Origin of the sequence: Bacillus sp. FSL K6-0073 (assembly GCF_038006085.1) — a bacterium.
Classification (GTDB): domain Bacteria; phylum Bacillota; class Bacilli; order Bacillales; family Bacillaceae_G; genus Bacillus_A; species Bacillus_A cereus.
This window is the reverse complement of sequence record NZ_JBBOUN010000001.1, coordinates 2,174,332-2,190,878: the sequence shown is the minus strand read 5'-3', so window position 1 is coordinate 2,190,878 and position 16,547 is coordinate 2,174,332. Positions and strand designations below refer to the sequence as shown.

Genomic DNA, 16,547 nt, shown 5'->3' with positions numbered 1-16,547 from the left:
TCCGTCCGGGCTTACTTACTTTCAGCCTCGGCTCCTCGGAGATGATTTTCAAATAACGTCTGCACACCGGCTTTCAGCAATATACCGGCTCTCTGGAGAACAGCTCACTATTTTACTCTTTCTCGTCTTCAGATTTGTATACTTTGTTAAAAGTTATTTTATGCCATTTAGCAACTAATTGTCAACTAATTCAAAATATATCCTTATCTTTTTCCCCTATTCTTATACAATTACTTTTCAAATTCTCGCAATGCTGCTAAATTTTCATCATCCTCAATAAGTTCAGCAAAGAATCCCGATTCATCCTCACGAAGGACAAATTCAAGCTCTTCCTTCGCCTCTTCATTTCTATTTAACTGCGCTAAATAACAAGCACGATCATATCTTGCTAACAAATCACTCGCGTCAATTATTAATACTTCATTTGTTATTTTTTCTGCCTTTATCGTTTGGCCGACACCATGATATGAAGATGCTAAAGAAAGAAGAATTGCTGTTTCATTTGGATGATGTACAGAAGCATTTTCTAATACATGAATTGCCTCTTCAAACCTTTCTTGACTTTGATATATTTCTCCTAAAGCAAGAAATGCTCTACTTACAAACGGTGTTTGCTCTGTTAATTGTAAGATAATCTTTTCTGCTTTTCTTTCTTCCCCTGCTTTAAAGAATACTTGTGCTTGCAGAAGAAGAGTATCATAATCATCTGGTAGTTCTCGAACCATTTGTTTCGTTAATTCCAAAGCATCTCTTAACATATCTTCTTCCTCGCACTCAACGAAAAGATTTACAAGTTGCTTCGCTACGTCATAATCCCATTTATTTTCTAGTGACGTGTGCAGAATCTCTATTGCTTCTTTATTCATCTCTACATTCTCATAAAATAGCGCAAATCGCTGTGCTGCCATACTATTTTTCGGATTTAACTTTAAAGAGATTTCATATAAATCAATTATCATAGTAACCATTGAAATTTCTTTCGCACGATTTTTCATACGATAAAAAGCTCTCGTAATGATAGATCGTTTCGGCTGTTCATGCAGCTGGCGTTCAATCCATATTTCCGTAACCGCAGCTGCAGCATACATGAATGCTGTACTTCTTTCTGCTTTTTTCACCTTTAATGTATGAAGAAAATCTCGTATGTTAGACAATTTTTTATGTTGCTCTACTGCTTTTACATAAACATCAAATATACGTTCATTATCAAAATCTTTTTGTATTACTTTCATTGCAACTTCAATTGCTTTTACATTTCTTTTTTTCACTAATACTTTTGCATAATGATATAGTACTTCTATATGCTCACCATCTAATTGTAGCGCGTATTCAATCTGTGCTTGTTCTTTATCTGTTTCATTCATCGCTCCGTACACATATGCAATCGCATCTAAACGCCATATTTCAGGTACTTCGTCCGCTAATTGTTCTAGTTCAATCAGCAATTCTTCCTGAAGGTTCATTTCTACTGAAAGCTGTGCCAAATATTCCATATTAATATGCAACGGCTCTTCTTTCATCGCCTGAACCATATGACTTTGTTCTTTAGAACGGTTTTCTTCTTTTTCGTATATTTCCGCAAGCTGTAAATGTACACCTACGAAATTCCCATCAAGCTCTAAACATGTTTCATACGCCTGCTTTGCTTCCGTCAATTGCCCTAATGCCATAAGTGTTTCGCCAATTCGGTAATACGGTAATGCCGTTTCCATTTGTTCTATCGCCTTATTATATCTTTTCATCGCTTGGCCGTACTGTCCAATAGATTCATATAAAATACCTGCATAACAACCGTACTCACTTACTTCATTTCTTTCTTTGTGTAACGTTCTTAAAAATGCTATACCTCGTTGTACAAATTCCGTTCCTTTAATTCGATTCACATATTCATCTAACGCACTTGCTACATTATAATCACTTTTCTTTATACCATTTTCTAACTTAGATAGCGCTACTTTAAATCCTTCTTCATTTCCACCAAGTTCAATTTCAGCATCCCATAAAACCATTCCTGCATTCATGAGGAAATCTTGGCTCTTTTCAATTTGCTTCTCAAGACCAAGAATATATTCTTTTGCTTCCTTATATTGTTCTCTTGCCATATAAACTTGTGTAAGTCCGAAGTGAGAATAAACATCCTCATCATTTTCTTCTAAAGCACGCTTATACAATACTTCTGCTTCTTCCAAGCTATCATTTTGAAAATGATAGTCACCTAATTTTACGTAAAGAGGTGCTTTATCATCACAATTCTCAATACCGTTTAATAAAATTTCTTTCGCACTTTCCTCATCCTTCAAATCAGATTCGTATATTTCCGAAAGTTTCGTATAAATGTAAGGTGCATTACTATCCAAATGAATCGCTACTTTAAGCCCCTTTATTGCTAAATATAATTTCCCTAGTTGATGTGCACATCTCGCTCGTTCATACCATACATGCGCTTCATATTTATACTCTTTTAACAAGTCATTAAAGATTTCATATGCTTCTTCATATCTTTCTAAATCTATTAATATTAAACCGTGATTTGTTAAAGTGAACCTTTCAGGACTACGCTCTAACGCAACTTGAGAGTATTGCAATGCTTTTTCAGATTGATCAATATACATATAGGATAAAGCGAGAAAACTCCAAGCAATAGGCTGATCTGCGTCTAATTGTAACGATGAACGAAAGCTTGAAATCGCTTCTAGATAACTTTCCTGTTCAAACGCATATCTTCCGTTTATTAAATGATATAAAGCACGATTATTTTTCTTCTCAACGCTTGTCAGCATTTGCTCCGCTTTCTCTACTTCTTGAAGACGAATAAAACACTGTGCACCATGCAATTTAACAAAGTCCGAGTTCGGAAACTTTTCCATTAACTTATCGATACAATATAAAATAAATTCTTTATCTACTTCAACATCTAAGTGCTTTATCGTATATAACCACGTATTTGGATTATCACTCGTTTCTTTTAAAAATTGTACTAAGTTACTAATTCCCTCTTTGTCATGTTCATCTAAATGATCCGTAAGAGAAAAAATAGATTTAAAATAACGATTTTCTTCTTCACTTAGAAACGCTAGTTGCTCCTTCTTTTCTTTCGGAACAAACGTGATTGCTAAACAGCCTGTATAACGATATTTTTCTTGTAATTTACTATATTCCACAAGAACTGGTTCTATAAAGTTTGGATCTTGAACATAGAAAGCTTGCAATGTATCATCATATCCAGATAACACTTGTACGTGTGAAGCATGCTCAATATCTATACTTAATAAAACAGGAATCCCTTCGTCAATCAGTCTCTTATAATTCTCTTCATTTCCTTTAAAATAACGATATTCATAACCTAATTCTTCTAAATAAGAAACAGTATCTGAAAACTTCGAACCTGTCATATCAAAAATAAACTCTGCTATTTCATCTTGTGTACGTTTCTCTCCCCATATACGCAACATCATCTCTAAACTTGTCGGAACACAATAATTATCCTTTTGTACAATAGGAACTATCGGCAAGTGAACCTTTTTTCCATCCGGATTTTTTTCTAAATTATGATATAAAGATTCTTTTAAACTCTTTTCTTCTTTTAATAGTTTTTGTAAATCTGCAAATTTATTCATTTTGTACAGTGCTTCTGCACGTAAATGTACAAAGTAAGTATTATAGGCATGATATGGCAGCTGAGTATTTATGTTATCTATTACCGCTAACATCTCTTCATATTGCTCTAAATCTAATAAATACTTTATCTTCTCAAAATGAAAATATGGTACTTGTGGGAATTTTACAATCGCATCATCGATTAACTGTATCGCGCGGTTTTGGTCTCCTTTATTCGCATACAATTGTGATAATAAATAGGTAGATAACTCTTCACAATCTTCATGCTGCATGCCAGCAATAAATTGTTCTTCCGCTTTCTCCCATTCACCTGTATGCATATAAACGTAGCCCCATTTATCAAACACTGCGCGTGCACTGTACTCCTCTGCTTTTTGCATATACATTAACGCTTCTTCGTTTCGTTTCATTTCTAAAAGACATCGTACTAACGTAAAATATGTTTTCGCTAAAAAATCTGCATCTATTTCTTCTTTACTTAACTCTTCTAAAGAAGATTTTAACAACTGCTCCGCTTCAAGAATTTTCCGCTCATCAATTAACTCATCACAATATAAAGAGAGCGTTCTCATATTTGGGAATTTTTTATAAGCGTAACGAATGAGGAATGAACTGTATTGGTGCATAAGCCCTTCATCAGTAAGGCGAATTAATATATCGAACTCCTTATGCGAAGGAATATTGGCAAGCCAATTCTTCACATAGGATAAAGTATTCGTTTCTTTTATATATGCAATTTCATTATTTATTTCCTGTAATCCATCTACAAATCTCTTGTCTTTTAAACAAGTTTCTAACTGCTTAAAATCTAGCATGCATTCACCTCGAATTTATATTTAAACTGCTACTTGCTTAGATTTTACACACCATATAGTATGTATTCAACTAAAATCTCTTATAGTGGGTGGTATTAATTAATATTATTCAAATTTATAACAAAATATAGTAAAAATGATTGTTTTTCTCCGTATTTTGTTTAATTATATGGAATAACGTAACATGCGGTTTTAATCTTGTAGAAGCTGAAATTAGTACATAAAATTATATCGGCGATAATTCAAATATATCAGCGATTCTTTCATTTTATCGGCGATTTTCAAATTATATCGACCGATTCTTAACATTTATCAGCGATTATATGTCGAATATCGACTTATCGACATTAAACGACAATCCTTATACATCATACCTTTTAACAAACTATGTCACCAAATGTAATTTTCATATTGGGAGCGTATACAAAAGAAGAATACACATGAAATATTTTAAAAAATCGTAGTTCAGCTTCATATTGAGCTAGCGCATTATCATATGTTAATCCTCTGGCTATTAAACGTTCTACAAATTGTTGCTTATCACCCGGATCACCTGCAATCCCCTCTTCTTTTAATGATTGATACAAATCGTTTTTATCATTGTGATGCATATTTGAATCTAAAAAGTTCACTTTATCGCTTACTCTACATTCAATATTTTTCACACCTAATTCACTTAAATATATCGGTATTTTCATGCCTATATTGCCATCTTTACCATTTCTTTGCGTATCACTTTCAAATAATTTCTGCAAAACACCTAGCTGAATAAATTCCGATTGTTTCTCCCCATCTAGTAAATAAGAAGCCATATTAGAAATCCAATGTGGTTCAAAACAGATTATTTTCCCGCCTCCTTTTATATACAAAACTAAAGTTCTCTATATAATAGCCGTATTCCTACACTTTTCTTAAAATTTCAAAGCAAAAAGCTAGTGTATTATTAAAAATACACTAGCTTTTTATTTGGAAGAAAAATTTAACAAGTACAATCACAATCAAAACAATCCGTACAGTCTAAATCGTCACAATCTGCTTTTCTCTTTCTTTTGTTTCTTTTAAGATAATAATACAGTAGCCCAAACAATAGTATACAAATAACAAAAGCTATTATTGCTTCTGTATACTTATTTTGAGTCATAAAACCAATTCCACTTCCGCCTGAAATAAAAATTAGAATTAAATAAATCCAGAACATCTATGTAAATACCTCCATTACTATATATCTTAAGATAATATCCATATAACACTAGAGGAAATGAATAATCCCATACCATTACCGCTTAATACACCAGTAGTTATTCTTAGCAAATTTGAGCTACTTCTCCATTTCCACTTTTGGGTGAACCCATCCATAAGTAACGGAATTTGAGCGAAAAATGATAGTATGATTGCCAAAAGAAATGAAGGTGTCATATAAAAATAAATTGGAAACATTAAAATACCAATAAGCATGCCTGTACAACGCGCACATAAAGGTATGTACTTTTGTAGTTTAAAAAAACTCCTATCTAATCTTCTATGACAAGGAATTTGTAAAATAAAAGTTCGAATCAATATGAATCACCCTCTCTAAAAAGATTTTAATTGATTTTGCAAAAAAAATATATATCCAATAAAAAAACAAACCAGGTTTATACTAGACCCAGTTTGTCAGTTTACTACTATGTTACATTTCCTCAGGTGCCTCCACCCCAAGTAAACGTAATCCTTCTTTTAATACAACCGTCACAGCATAAACCAATGCGAGTCTGCTGTCTTTTTCTGCGCTCTCTTCTAATATACGAACATTACCGTAATATTTATTGAATGATTGTGCTACATCTAATATATATTTCGAAATAATAGATGGCTCATTTTTATTGAAAGCTGCTTCAATTACTTGAGGGAATTTATTAAGTAATTTTACGACACTCCAGCTATGATCGTCTTTTAAAGCAAATGTACATGTTTCAAATTCTACACTTTCTTTTCTTAAAATAGAACAAGCACGTGCATGTGTGTACTGTACGTAAGGTCCTGTTTCTCCTTCAAATTTCAGCATATTTTCTAATGAGAATTCGATATTATGCATACGCTCATTTTTTAAATCATGGAAGATGACTGCACCAACACCGACTTGCTTTGCTACTTCTTCTTTTTGTTTTAAGTTTGGATTTTTCTCTTCAATATTTTGTTTTGCAAGTTCGATTGCTTCTTCGAGTACTTCTTCAAGTAAAATAACTCTTCCTTTACGTGTCGACATTTTCTTACCATCTTTTAAAATGAAGCCAAACGGTACGTGTTCCATACCATCAACCCAAGTATAGCCAAGTTTTTTTAATACGGTGAAAAATTGATTGAAATGTAAGCTTTGTTCTGGACCAACAACATATAGCGCTTTATCAAACCCATAAGTGTTTTGACGATATAAAGCTGCCGTTAAGTCACGCGTTGCATAAATCGTCGCACCATCTGATTTTCTAATTAGGCAAGGCGGCATTCCTTCTTCTTCTAAATTAACGACTAATGCACCTTCTGATTCTTCAAGCAACTCATGTTCTTCTAAAATCCCAATAAAATCTTCCATTAAATTATTATAAAATGCTTCTCCCTGAAAATTAGTAAATTCTACGCCGAGAAGTTCATAAATGCGAGAAAATTCTTTAAGGGACTCATGACGGAACCAATTCCAAAGCTCTACCGCTTCTTCATCACCTTCTTCTAATTTCTTAAACCAAGCACGTCCTTCTTCTTCTAGTTCTTCGTCGTCTTTTACCTCTTCATGGAATTGGACATATAACTTAAATAGCTCACGTATTGGATCTTCTTTAACTACTGCTTCATTTCCCCATTTTTTATAAGCCGTAATTAACTTTCCAAACTGTGTTCCCCAATCTCCTATATAATTAATCCCTACAACTTCATAGCCACATTTTTCAGCGATATGTTTCAGCGAATTTCCTATCATTGTAGAACGTAAATGCCCCATCGAAAAAGGTTTCGCGATATTAGGAGAGGAATAATCAATTACTACTGTTTTTTCACAGCCAAAGTGGTTTTGACCGAACTCTTCTTTCTCCGCTAAAACTGTTTTTAATACTGCATCACTTACAGTTTCACGATTGAAAAATACATTTACATAAGGACCAACGGCTTCTACTTTCGTAAAAAACTGATCATTGAATTTCTCAGCAACTTCCTTTGCGATAAGAGCTGGTGCTTTTTTATATTGCTTCGCTAATGAAAAGCATGGGAACGCTGCATCTCCAAATTCATCTTGTTTCGGTGTTTCAATTAAATCTAAAATTTGTTTTTGCGTTAATTCATTCGTGAAAATATTAGATAAACTTTCCGCAAACTGCATTTTATAATCCATGATACAACCTCCTTATTTTTTAAAACACAAAAAACTCGTCTCTAAAAAAGAGACGAGTTTTAACCCGTGGTACCACCCTTGTTGTTCGTTACGAACCACTTTCCCGTTTATAACGAGGACAGAGGGCCTCGGCTTTCTCTACTATTCGTTCAAGAAGCATCTCCGAAGTGCGCTTCATCTTTTTCTTCCGTACTAGGCTCACACCATCCCTAGCTCGCTTTCCTTCTAAAAAAGACTACTCTCTTCATCACAGACAGTATATTTAATTAATTATTGCTTATTATACATCTTTTCAAACAATTAGCAAGGGTCAATTACACCAAAGTGAAACTTAGCACTTTTTCTTTTGTATACGTGGAAATTGTGTTTTTCAAATCTAGAACTACGAAAATGATCTTTTAAAACGACACGTTTTCTCGCCACTCGTTTTGCCTCCGCAATTGTTTCGTCAGTAATATCATGATACAAAGCGAAGTGTTTTAATCCTTTAATTCCGTCAGATTCTATGACAGTTTCTTCAAACATCGGATCAAGGTAAACGACATCGTAACTATTGTCTTCACATTGCGCTAAAAATGAAAAATGCTCCATTTGCTTTACTTGAATTCTTTGCATTGCTTCATCAATTTCAGAAACGGATGAAGACCATGTTTTCAAACCATTTTCCATAATATAAGCCATATACTCATTGCCTTCAAGTCCTGTTACTTTTCCGCTTTCACCAACAACATAACTAGCTACAATACTATCTGATGCCATACCGAGCGTACAATCTAACACTGTCATTCCTCTCTCTAATTGCGTGGCTTGTACAAACGGATCGTGTTCTCCACGCATTAACCTTTTCACACGAAACATCGCTGAGTTCGGATGAAAGAAAAACGATTCTTCCGTACCTTTCGGATAAATAGCTAATCGGTTCCTCCCTACGACAAGCACATCTTGTTCATACTGCTCATGCAGCTTATGTACTGGTATGTCATTACGTTTAACGAAAGAAGCATTTAATTCTGCTGCTACCTCGTTTGCATAATCTGTCATTTCTTTATTCGTTCTTCCTGCTGTTGTTACGATCATGGTTTCACCTCTATATAAAGAAAAGAGGGAGATTTACTCTCCCCCTTCTTTAGCAATTCTTTTCGAAAGCTTGTTCTAAGTTCGTAATAATTTCGTCCATAGTTGCACCTTCAATTTCATGACGGTGAATGAAGTGAACAACTTCTTTTCCTTTTAATAATGCCATAGATGGTGAAGATGGAGGAATTTCTCCGAAGTATTCACGCATTTTTGCAGTAGCATCTTTATCTTGACCTGCGAATACAGTTACAAGATGATCAGGTTGTTTTTCAGCACGAACAACCGCTTGACCTGCTGATGGACGTGCTAAACCAGCTGCACAACCACAAACAGAGTTTACAACTACTAAAGTTGTACCTGATGTATTTTCCATAAATTCTGTTACAGCTTCTTCTGTAGTTAACTCTTCAAACCCAGAACGCACTAACTCTTGGCGCATTGGGATTACCATTTGGCGCATGTATTCTTCATAAGCATTTGACATCTTGTAATCTCTCCTTCAACTTTCATTCCAAATTCATCATATCACGCTCTATTAATAGGTGCAAAAGAAAGATAACGATGATTTCATTTTTTTGTAGGGATTTCACAAACCCCACCGCGGCAATGTCCCACTGGAACAAGTTTTCTATTATTAGCGATATAATCGTATACTTTACTTCCAAAACCAAGTACGATAGATAGCTTTATAAAAGGAACTGCAAACCAATAAGATGGAACGGCCTTTGCTAATACATCTATGCTCTGAATACCGTCATACCACTTATTATTTTTAAAAATATACAGTCTTTGTTCCATCTTACTTTGTAGTTCTTGAGAAAGCTCATACTTCTCAACTACATCTTCATTTCGAAATGAAACAAATTTCATCTTACCCTTTTTATCTAATTTTTTCGTACGTTCTGCAACGGCCGTACACATCGGACACCAACTATCATAGAAAACAATCATACATTATTCCCCTTTACGTGACTCCGTCATTTGTTTCCATACAGAACCTTTTGCTTCTTCTCCGCCTTCAATACGCTCTAATGCTAGACGTGCTTGCATCGCTACTTCAAACTCTGGATCATCTTGCGCTGCTTTTAATGCTGGAATCGCACTTTCATCTCCAAGTTCAAATAAGAACATCGCTGCACGCCAGCGTACTAATTTACTTGGATCTTTCAGAGATTTAATCATAACGAACATCGCTGCCGGATCACCTACATCTGATAAACAATCTCCTGCAGTACGGCGAACACTTACAGAGCGATCTAACAACGCTTTATATAATAACGGTAATACTTCATCACCTTTTACCATACCTAAATACGCTGTTGCTAAGCGGCGTATTGAAACTTTTTCATCATCTAACGCCATCTTCAACACTGGAATATCTTCTTCAGTAGGATCCATTTGTTCTAATGCTGCAAAACGGTTTTTCCAGTCAGAATCTTTCATCATCTCTTCTGTTACTTTATATGGCTCACGCTTTTGAATCGTTACTTCAACAGCACCTGCTTGATTTAATAATTCTTTAACCGTTTCATTTACACGTTCTTCTGAATAAGCAGCAACAATCTCTTCCACTACTTCTTTCCCAATTTCTTCAAAATTACCGTAACGTGTACTTTGTTCTACCCATTTACGCTCTTTTACAACGTTTGGTGCAGACATTTGCACTTTCATAATTGATTCTTTAAAACGATCAGGTAAACCAACACGTTCTTCCGTCGTTCCATCTGTTAACTTTACTTGCATTGGAATTGTAAAGAACATTTGAACAAACACTTTCACTTCTCCAAAATGAGCAAGTTGTTGTTCTTCACTTTCTTCCACTACTTCTTCGCCGAAAACAGCACGAACTTGTTGTAATAAAACTTTCCAGTCAAACTTCGCATTTCGCTCCACTGCTAAAAAGTCAGCTACATGATACACACCTTTAATGCCTTCAATTTTCAAAATTTCTTGCACTTGCATTGGTGCTTGTTCTTTATTTTCATTTGTATAATTATTACGCGCTCCTGATGGTAATACTTCATTCAAAATAACTTTCATTGTATTTGGACTTGGCGTCGGTTCAATTGCTTTAATCTTCACGTAAAAAACTCTCCTTTATTGCATGTTCTTAGCTGTATTGTAACATGTTATCACTCTATACTCCTACTCGGATGCTTAATTTTACTACTTTCGTCCCGCTACCATCCTATTTCATTCTTTTTTACATTTCAAATTAGGAATGAGATTTTAAAAGATTTCGTTTCCGATGATTTTTATTTTTCATCCATTTCTTGAGGCATCGCCAGTATTTTTGAAAAAAACACGCTAAGCAAAAAAATATAATAAGCTATCCATATGGATAGCTTATTTACATAATTTTCGTTATTGGAAGACAACTATTTTTATAATACAAAAGGCAGAAAAGTATATAGATTCTACAAAATATTTTGATTATGATACATTTACAGAATCTCTTATTTTGTAATTAATGTCTTATTATTTTTTGGAGGGAATTCGATGAAAAAGTTTGTTTTGATATTTGGGCCACAAGCAGTTGGGAAAATGACAGTTGGACAAGAACTAGCAAAGATGACTGATTTAAAATTATTTCATAACCATATGACAATTGATTTATTGGAGCCATTGTATGGATTCTCTTCGGAAATGTGGCGATTGACCCATCTTTTTCGAAAGGAAATATTTCAATCATTTTCAAAGAGTGAACATTATGGAATGATTTTTACATACGTATGGGCGTTTAATGAAAAGAACGATTGGGATGATGTTGAAAGTATATGTAATATTTTTCGTTCCCAAGGGGTTGATATTTATTTTGTTGAATTAGAAGCTGATGTAGAAGAAAGACTTCAACGAAATAAAACACCTCATCGACTTGAACATAAGCCAACGAAAAGAAATATTGAACAATCTGAACAAAATTTATTAAGCACATTTGAAAATTTTAGATTAAATTCAAGAGAAGGAGAAATTACAGAGAAAAATTATATAAGGATCAATAATACGAATTTAAATGCTACAGAAGTAGCTGAAATTATAAAGAAAGAATTTCAACTATAGTTTTTTTAAACAAATTGAACAGTTCCAATTTTATGAATATAGTATACATTTCTAATTAACATAACGTCCTATTATCGGTAGCAACAAAAAGGAGGATTCCTTACTCTCAGAAGGAATCCCTTTTTTTATTTTCTATCACTCGATTCATCTTTTTATACATTCCTATCCTGTGATGAGTTTTACGATTCTCGTTTGTTACTGGATTAGCCAAAAAACGTTATAAAATTTTGTATACTCTTTACTTGTTTTTTCAAAAAAGCTGGCGGTATCCCCTCTTTAAGTTTATTAAAATACTTTCCACAATTTTTTCCGAAGCTATTACTTAAAATCACCTTTTATTACGATGCCCCCTCCCGCCTTCTCTCCAAAAAGGTAATACTCTCAATCACAACTTCAGTTCTATATATTCTCTTGCCTTGTTCATCATCGTAATTACTAGTCTGAATACGCCCTGTAATCCCAACGAGCGACCCCTTCTTACAATATTCAGCTACATTCTCAGCCGATTTGCGCCAAACGACACAATTAATAAAATCGACTTGTTGTTCACCTAAACTATTTCGAAATCCTCTATTCACCGCAACACATATTCGTGCATAAGCGACGCCTTGTTTTGTGTAGTATAATTCTGGCTCCTTTGTCAATCTACCGATTAATACAACTCGATTCATCATAAGTTATACCACCTCACATGTTTTTCTTCATTGTAAGGAGAAATGTTTGAATGGTAAAAAGCACAAAATGATATATCCGTAAGTAGAAAGTATTATTTTGGACCTTACAAAACAAAAAAAGAAACCATACATAGTTCAAACATGTATGGTTTCAAAATTTATTACACTTCAGTACAAGATATGTAATATCCTCCGCGGGCCATCTTTATTTCAGCACGGTACATTACATTTTCTAAGTAGAAAGTAATCGGTTTAACTTTACTCTCAAATTTTAGTCTTTCATTGCATTCAGTTGCATATCCTTCAATCGCTGAAGTAATAACTTTTGATGATGGATACGTTAAAGCTTCATCTAGTTCTATGAAAAAACTTTTAGAAAATAGTTTTTTCATAATCCCTTTCTTCTCTTTCATCATATTCCATCCCCCCTTAACTCAAGTTACCAATATCCATATTATACCATAAAATCAATTTATCTTTAAAAATAAAAAAATCCTGCATTTCTCATGCAGGATTTTTTTATTAGTCATTTTTCGTAAAGTAAGAAACGAAACGAAGAATTTCTAAGTATAACCATACTAATGTAAGCATTAGTCCCATCGCAGTATACCACTCCATATATTTCGGAGCTTGACTACGTACACCATTTTCGATTAAATCGAAATCTAGTAATAAGTTTAATGCAGCAACTACAATAACAACTGCACTAATAATAATACCGATTGTACCACCTTGGTGAATGTATGGAACAGTTACACCAAACATATTTAGTAGGAATACGACTAAATACATAACCATAATTCCAAGTGTTGCTGCCATAACGCCTGTACGGAATTTATCCGTTACTTTTACTACACGTGTTGCATATAACACTAACATTGCAAATAGAATTGAGATTGTTAGTAATACAGCATTTAAAACGATAGAATCGCCAAATTTCATTGTATAAACTGCTGAAATACTTCCTAACACAACCCCTTCTACCGCTGCATAGATTGGTGCACCAAAAGGTGAAATGCGCGGGAAGAACATAGACGCGAATGCGATGATTGCCGCAACGATTAAAGCACCAATTAATACTGGCATCTTCATCGTCCCCTGCATCATCTGTATGTATGAATAGACAGACGTTGCAAGTAGCAAGATAAGCATAATAAACGTTTTGCCTACTGTTCCGCCAATCGTCATCGCAGAAGCACTTGCTCCCTCTTTACGGAATGCCTCTTTTTTCAGCATTGGATTAGATGTTCTCATTTTTTCCCTCCTAAAATAGGTTCTACCAATAGTGTAAAGTTTTTCTCTTTACTTTTCAATATATGCAGCTTGTTTTTATTTTAATCCTTCAACGATGTCTGATAGTTCACTCCATCTTTCCATCTTTTTTTCTAGCTCTTCTTCTGTTTTCTGCTGTGCTTCAGATAATTCTTGTGCCTTTGTGAAGTCAGATCCAACTTTCGCAAGTTCTTCTCCAATTGACTCAATTTTCTCTTCAAGTTCGGCAATTGTATCTTCAATCGTTTCCCATTCACGCTGCTCATTGTATGAAAGTTTACGTTTACGTTGTTGTTTTGGAGCTTCTTCTACAACTTTTTTCTCTTTTTGAACTTCCGCTTTCTCCATAAGTCCTCTCGTTTTTTCCATTTCTAAATAATCTGTATAACTACCTAGAAACTCACGCACTTCGCCTCCGCCAGTAAAGATGAACAGTTCATCTACTACTTTATCTAAGAAGTAACGGTCATGCGATACAGTTAAAACGACACCTGGGAAATCTTCTAAATAATCTTCTAGTACTGTTAATGTTTGTGTATCTAGATCGTTCGTAGGTTCATCAAGTAAAAGTACGTTTGGTTCTCCCATTAAAATACGTAATAAATATAAACGTCTTCTTTCACCACCAGATAGTTTACCAAGTGGTGTACCATGTGAATGCGTCGGGAATAAGAAACGTTCTAACATTTGAGATGCACCAATTACTTTTCCATCTGTCGTATGAATAACTTCTGCAATCTCTTTAATGTATTCAATCATACGCTGATTTAAATTCATCTCTTCATTTTCTTGCGTATAATAAGCAACTTTTACAGTTTGCCCAACTTCAATTTCACCACTATCAGGAGATAACTTACCTGCAAGCATATTTAATAGCGAAGATTTCCCGCTTCCATTCGCTCCAATAATTCCGATGCGATCGCCTGGTTTCACGATATGATTAAAGTTGTTTAATACCGTTTTATCACCAAATTTTTTCGTTACATCTTTTAACTCAAGTACTTTTTTCCCAAGACGGCTACCGCTAAGTGCAATATCAACTGACTGTTTTGCAGCTGGTCCTTCTTGTGCCTTTAGCTCATCAAAACGCTGAATACGCGCCTTTTGTTTCGTAGAACGGGCTTTTGCACCACGACGAATCCAAGCAAGTTCACGACGATATAAATTTTGGCGTTTCGATTCTTGTGCCAATTCTTGCTCTTCACGAAGTGCTTTCGCTTCTAAAAATGTACTATAGTTTCCTTCGTAGCTATATAGTTTACCATTATCTAATTCAAAAATACGATTCGTCACACGATCTAAGAAATAACGATCATGGGTTACAAGTAATACCGAACCTGTATATCTCGCTAAATATTCTTCTAACCATTCAACTGTCTCATGGTCAAGATGGTTCGTAGGCTCGTCTAAAATTAATAAATCCGGTGTTTCAATAAAACATTGTGCCATTGCGATACGTTTTTTCTGTCCACCAGATAAATTCCCAACAATTGCAGTGAAGTCCGTAATTCCTAATTTCGTTAAAAGAGATTTCGCATTTGCATTTGCTTCCCATGCACTCATTGCATCCATACGTTGCTGCACTACAAATAATTGTTCCTGTACTTTTTCATTACTTGGATCTTTTTCAATATTTAATAGTGCTTTTTCATAATCACGAAGAAGACGAATTAAAGGTGTATCACCATGGAACACTTGCTCTAATACTGTCAGTTTTTCATCAAACTCTGGTTGCTGTGATAAATAACTAATTCTATACCCACGTGAATGCGTCATATCACCTGTATCAGGAGTTTCTAATCCTGCAATTATTTTTAATAATGTCGATTTACCAGTTCCGTTTACACCAATAATTCCGACACGTTGTCCTTCTGTAATACTACATGATAATCCATCAAATAACGGCTTTTCCCCATATGATTTTGATAAGTTCTCCACAGTTAACATTTTCATATTTGTGCATTCCACTCTTTCATAAATTGTTCAATAAACTGTTCCATATACCGATGACGAATTTCAGCCTCTTGTTTTGCTGCATTCGTATTCATTAAATCTTTTAATTTCAAAAGTTTTTCATAAAAATGATTTAAAGATGGATCATTATTTTTTCTATACTCTTCTTTCGTCATTTCTTCACGCGGCGGAATAGTTGGGTCATACATTAATCTCCCTTTCGCCCCGCCATATGCAAAGGTACGAGCTATTCCAATTGCTCCAAGGGCGTCTAAGCGATCCGCATCTTGAACAAGCTTCCCTTCAAGTGAATCCACTTTACCGCCATGACCACCTTTATAAGACATATTGGCGATGATATGAAGAATATGTTTACTTTCCTTTTCTTCAACACGTAGCTCTTCTAACCAATCAGAAACTTTTTTCATTCCTGCTTCTTCACTTTCATTTAGCTTTTCATCTGCCACATCGTGAAGTAATGCTGCCATTTCAATTATAAAACGATTTCCACCTTCTTGCTCAGATAAAGAAATCGCCATTTTATGTACACGTTCAATATGATACCAATCATGCCCACTCGCATCTTTTTCTAAAATATGTTTTACAAAAGTAATTGTTTTTTGAATTTTTTCTTGTTTTGTCATTTTATCTTCACCCAGTTACTTATTGTAACACGCCCGCATTTTTTCATCACATATTTTCTTGTCCGCCCATACACTA

At 34.5% G+C, this 16,547-nt stretch carries 14 protein-coding genes, 1 pseudogene and 2 other annotated features (1 of these 17 running past the window's edge); of the genes and pseudogenes, 1 reads left to right on the top strand and 14 read right to left on the bottom strand.

The features are described 5' to 3' along the window. Positions 1 to 138 (bottom strand) — a binding site (T-box leader); it reaches 103 nt to the left of the window's first position. Positions 139 to 230: 92 nt separating this feature from the next. From MHB52_RS11530 to MHB52_RS11490, 9 genes and pseudogenes are all read right to left on the bottom strand, one after another. Next, complete coding sequence (locus MHB52_RS11530) at positions 231 to 4,433, bottom strand: bacteriocin-processing peptidase family protein (protein ID WP_061664228.1); 4,203 nt, start codon at positions 4,431 to 4,433, stop codon at positions 231 to 233. Positions 4,434 to 4,810: 377 nt separating this feature from the next. Then, positions 4,811 to 5,296: pseudogene (locus MHB52_RS11525) on the bottom strand (class I SAM-dependent methyltransferase); the annotation flags it as partial. A 116-nt stretch (positions 5,297 to 5,412) separates the two neighbouring features. Beyond that, a complete protein-coding gene (locus MHB52_RS11520) occupies positions 5,413 to 5,631 on the bottom strand; it encodes a hypothetical protein (protein ID WP_000498604.1) in 219 nt (72 codons plus the stop codon). 29 nt (positions 5,632 to 5,660) lie between these two features. Next, positions 5,661 to 5,990 carry a DUF2085 domain-containing protein gene (locus MHB52_RS11515; RefSeq protein ID WP_016117720.1) on the bottom strand — a complete coding sequence of 110 codons (330 nt, stop codon included), beginning with the start codon at positions 5,988 to 5,990 and terminating at the stop codon, positions 5,661 to 5,663. A gap of 112 nt (positions 5,991 to 6,102) precedes the next feature. Then, a complete protein-coding gene (gene argS / locus MHB52_RS11510; protein WP_000384914.1) occupies positions 6,103 to 7,791 on the bottom strand; it encodes an arginine--tRNA ligase in 1,689 nt (562 codons plus the stop codon). 45 nt (positions 7,792 to 7,836) lie between these two features. Next, positions 7,837 to 8,051 (bottom strand) — a binding site (T-box leader). Positions 8,052 to 8,091: 40 nt separating this feature from the next. Then, positions 8,092 to 8,868 (bottom strand): class I SAM-dependent methyltransferase, encoded by a 777-nt coding sequence (locus tag MHB52_RS11505; protein ID WP_061664229.1) that lies wholly within the window; start codon positions 8,866 to 8,868, stop codon positions 8,092 to 8,094. Between the two features lie 49 nt (positions 8,869 to 8,917). Next, the gene (locus MHB52_RS11500) at positions 8,918 to 9,352 is read right to left on the bottom strand and encodes a BrxA/BrxB family bacilliredoxin (protein ID WP_000063706.1); all 435 of its coding nucleotides are present in this window, start codon (positions 9,350 to 9,352) and stop codon (positions 8,918 to 8,920) included. Between the two features lie 83 nt (positions 9,353 to 9,435). Continuing rightward, complete coding sequence (locus MHB52_RS11495; RefSeq protein WP_000634884.1) at positions 9,436 to 9,819, bottom strand: thiol-disulfide oxidoreductase DCC family protein; 384 nt, start codon at positions 9,817 to 9,819, stop codon at positions 9,436 to 9,438. 3 nt (positions 9,820 to 9,822) lie between these two features. Next, complete coding sequence (locus MHB52_RS11490) at positions 9,823 to 10,950, bottom strand: conserved virulence factor C family protein (RefSeq protein ID WP_016117719.1); 1,128 nt, start codon at positions 10,948 to 10,950, stop codon at positions 9,823 to 9,825. Positions 10,951 to 11,367: 417 nt separating this feature from the next. On the opposite strand from MHB52_RS11490, the gene MHB52_RS11485 reads away from it, so the two are divergent. Further along, the gene (locus MHB52_RS11485) at positions 11,368 to 11,928 is read left to right on the top strand and encodes an AAA family ATPase (RefSeq protein ID WP_000714951.1); all 561 of its coding nucleotides are present in this window, start codon (positions 11,368 to 11,370) and stop codon (positions 11,926 to 11,928) included. A 338-nt stretch (positions 11,929 to 12,266) separates the two neighbouring features. Here the strand turns inward: MHB52_RS11485 and MHB52_RS11480 are convergent, their stop codons facing one another. The 5 genes from MHB52_RS11480 to MHB52_RS11460 form a co-directional block, all read right to left on the bottom strand. Further along, positions 12,267 to 12,602 (bottom strand): single-stranded DNA-binding protein, encoded by a 336-nt coding sequence (locus MHB52_RS11480; protein WP_000982014.1) that lies wholly within the window; start codon positions 12,600 to 12,602, stop codon positions 12,267 to 12,269. Between the two features lie 161 nt (positions 12,603 to 12,763). Next, positions 12,764 to 13,018 (bottom strand): DUF4318 domain-containing protein, encoded by a 255-nt coding sequence (locus MHB52_RS11475; protein WP_000975140.1) that lies wholly within the window; start codon positions 13,016 to 13,018, stop codon positions 12,764 to 12,766. A 106-nt stretch (positions 13,019 to 13,124) separates the two neighbouring features. Further along, on the bottom strand, positions 13,125 to 13,856 hold the full coding sequence (locus MHB52_RS11470) for a Bax inhibitor-1/YccA family protein (RefSeq protein ID WP_001260655.1): 732 nt from the start codon (positions 13,854 to 13,856) through the stop codon (positions 13,125 to 13,127). Positions 13,857 to 13,931: 75 nt separating this feature from the next. Beyond that, a complete protein-coding gene (locus MHB52_RS11465; RefSeq protein ID WP_061664230.1) occupies positions 13,932 to 15,827 on the bottom strand; it encodes an ABC-F family ATP-binding cassette domain-containing protein in 1,896 nt (631 codons plus the stop codon). Then, positions 15,824 to 16,471, bottom strand: coding sequence for an HD domain-containing protein (locus tag MHB52_RS11460; RefSeq protein ID WP_000165969.1), 648 nt, complete (start codon positions 16,469 to 16,471; stop codon positions 15,824 to 15,826). Before MHB52_RS11460 ends, MHB52_RS11465 begins: the two co-directional genes overlap by 4 nt. Between the last annotated feature and the right edge of the window lie 76 nt (positions 16,472 to 16,547).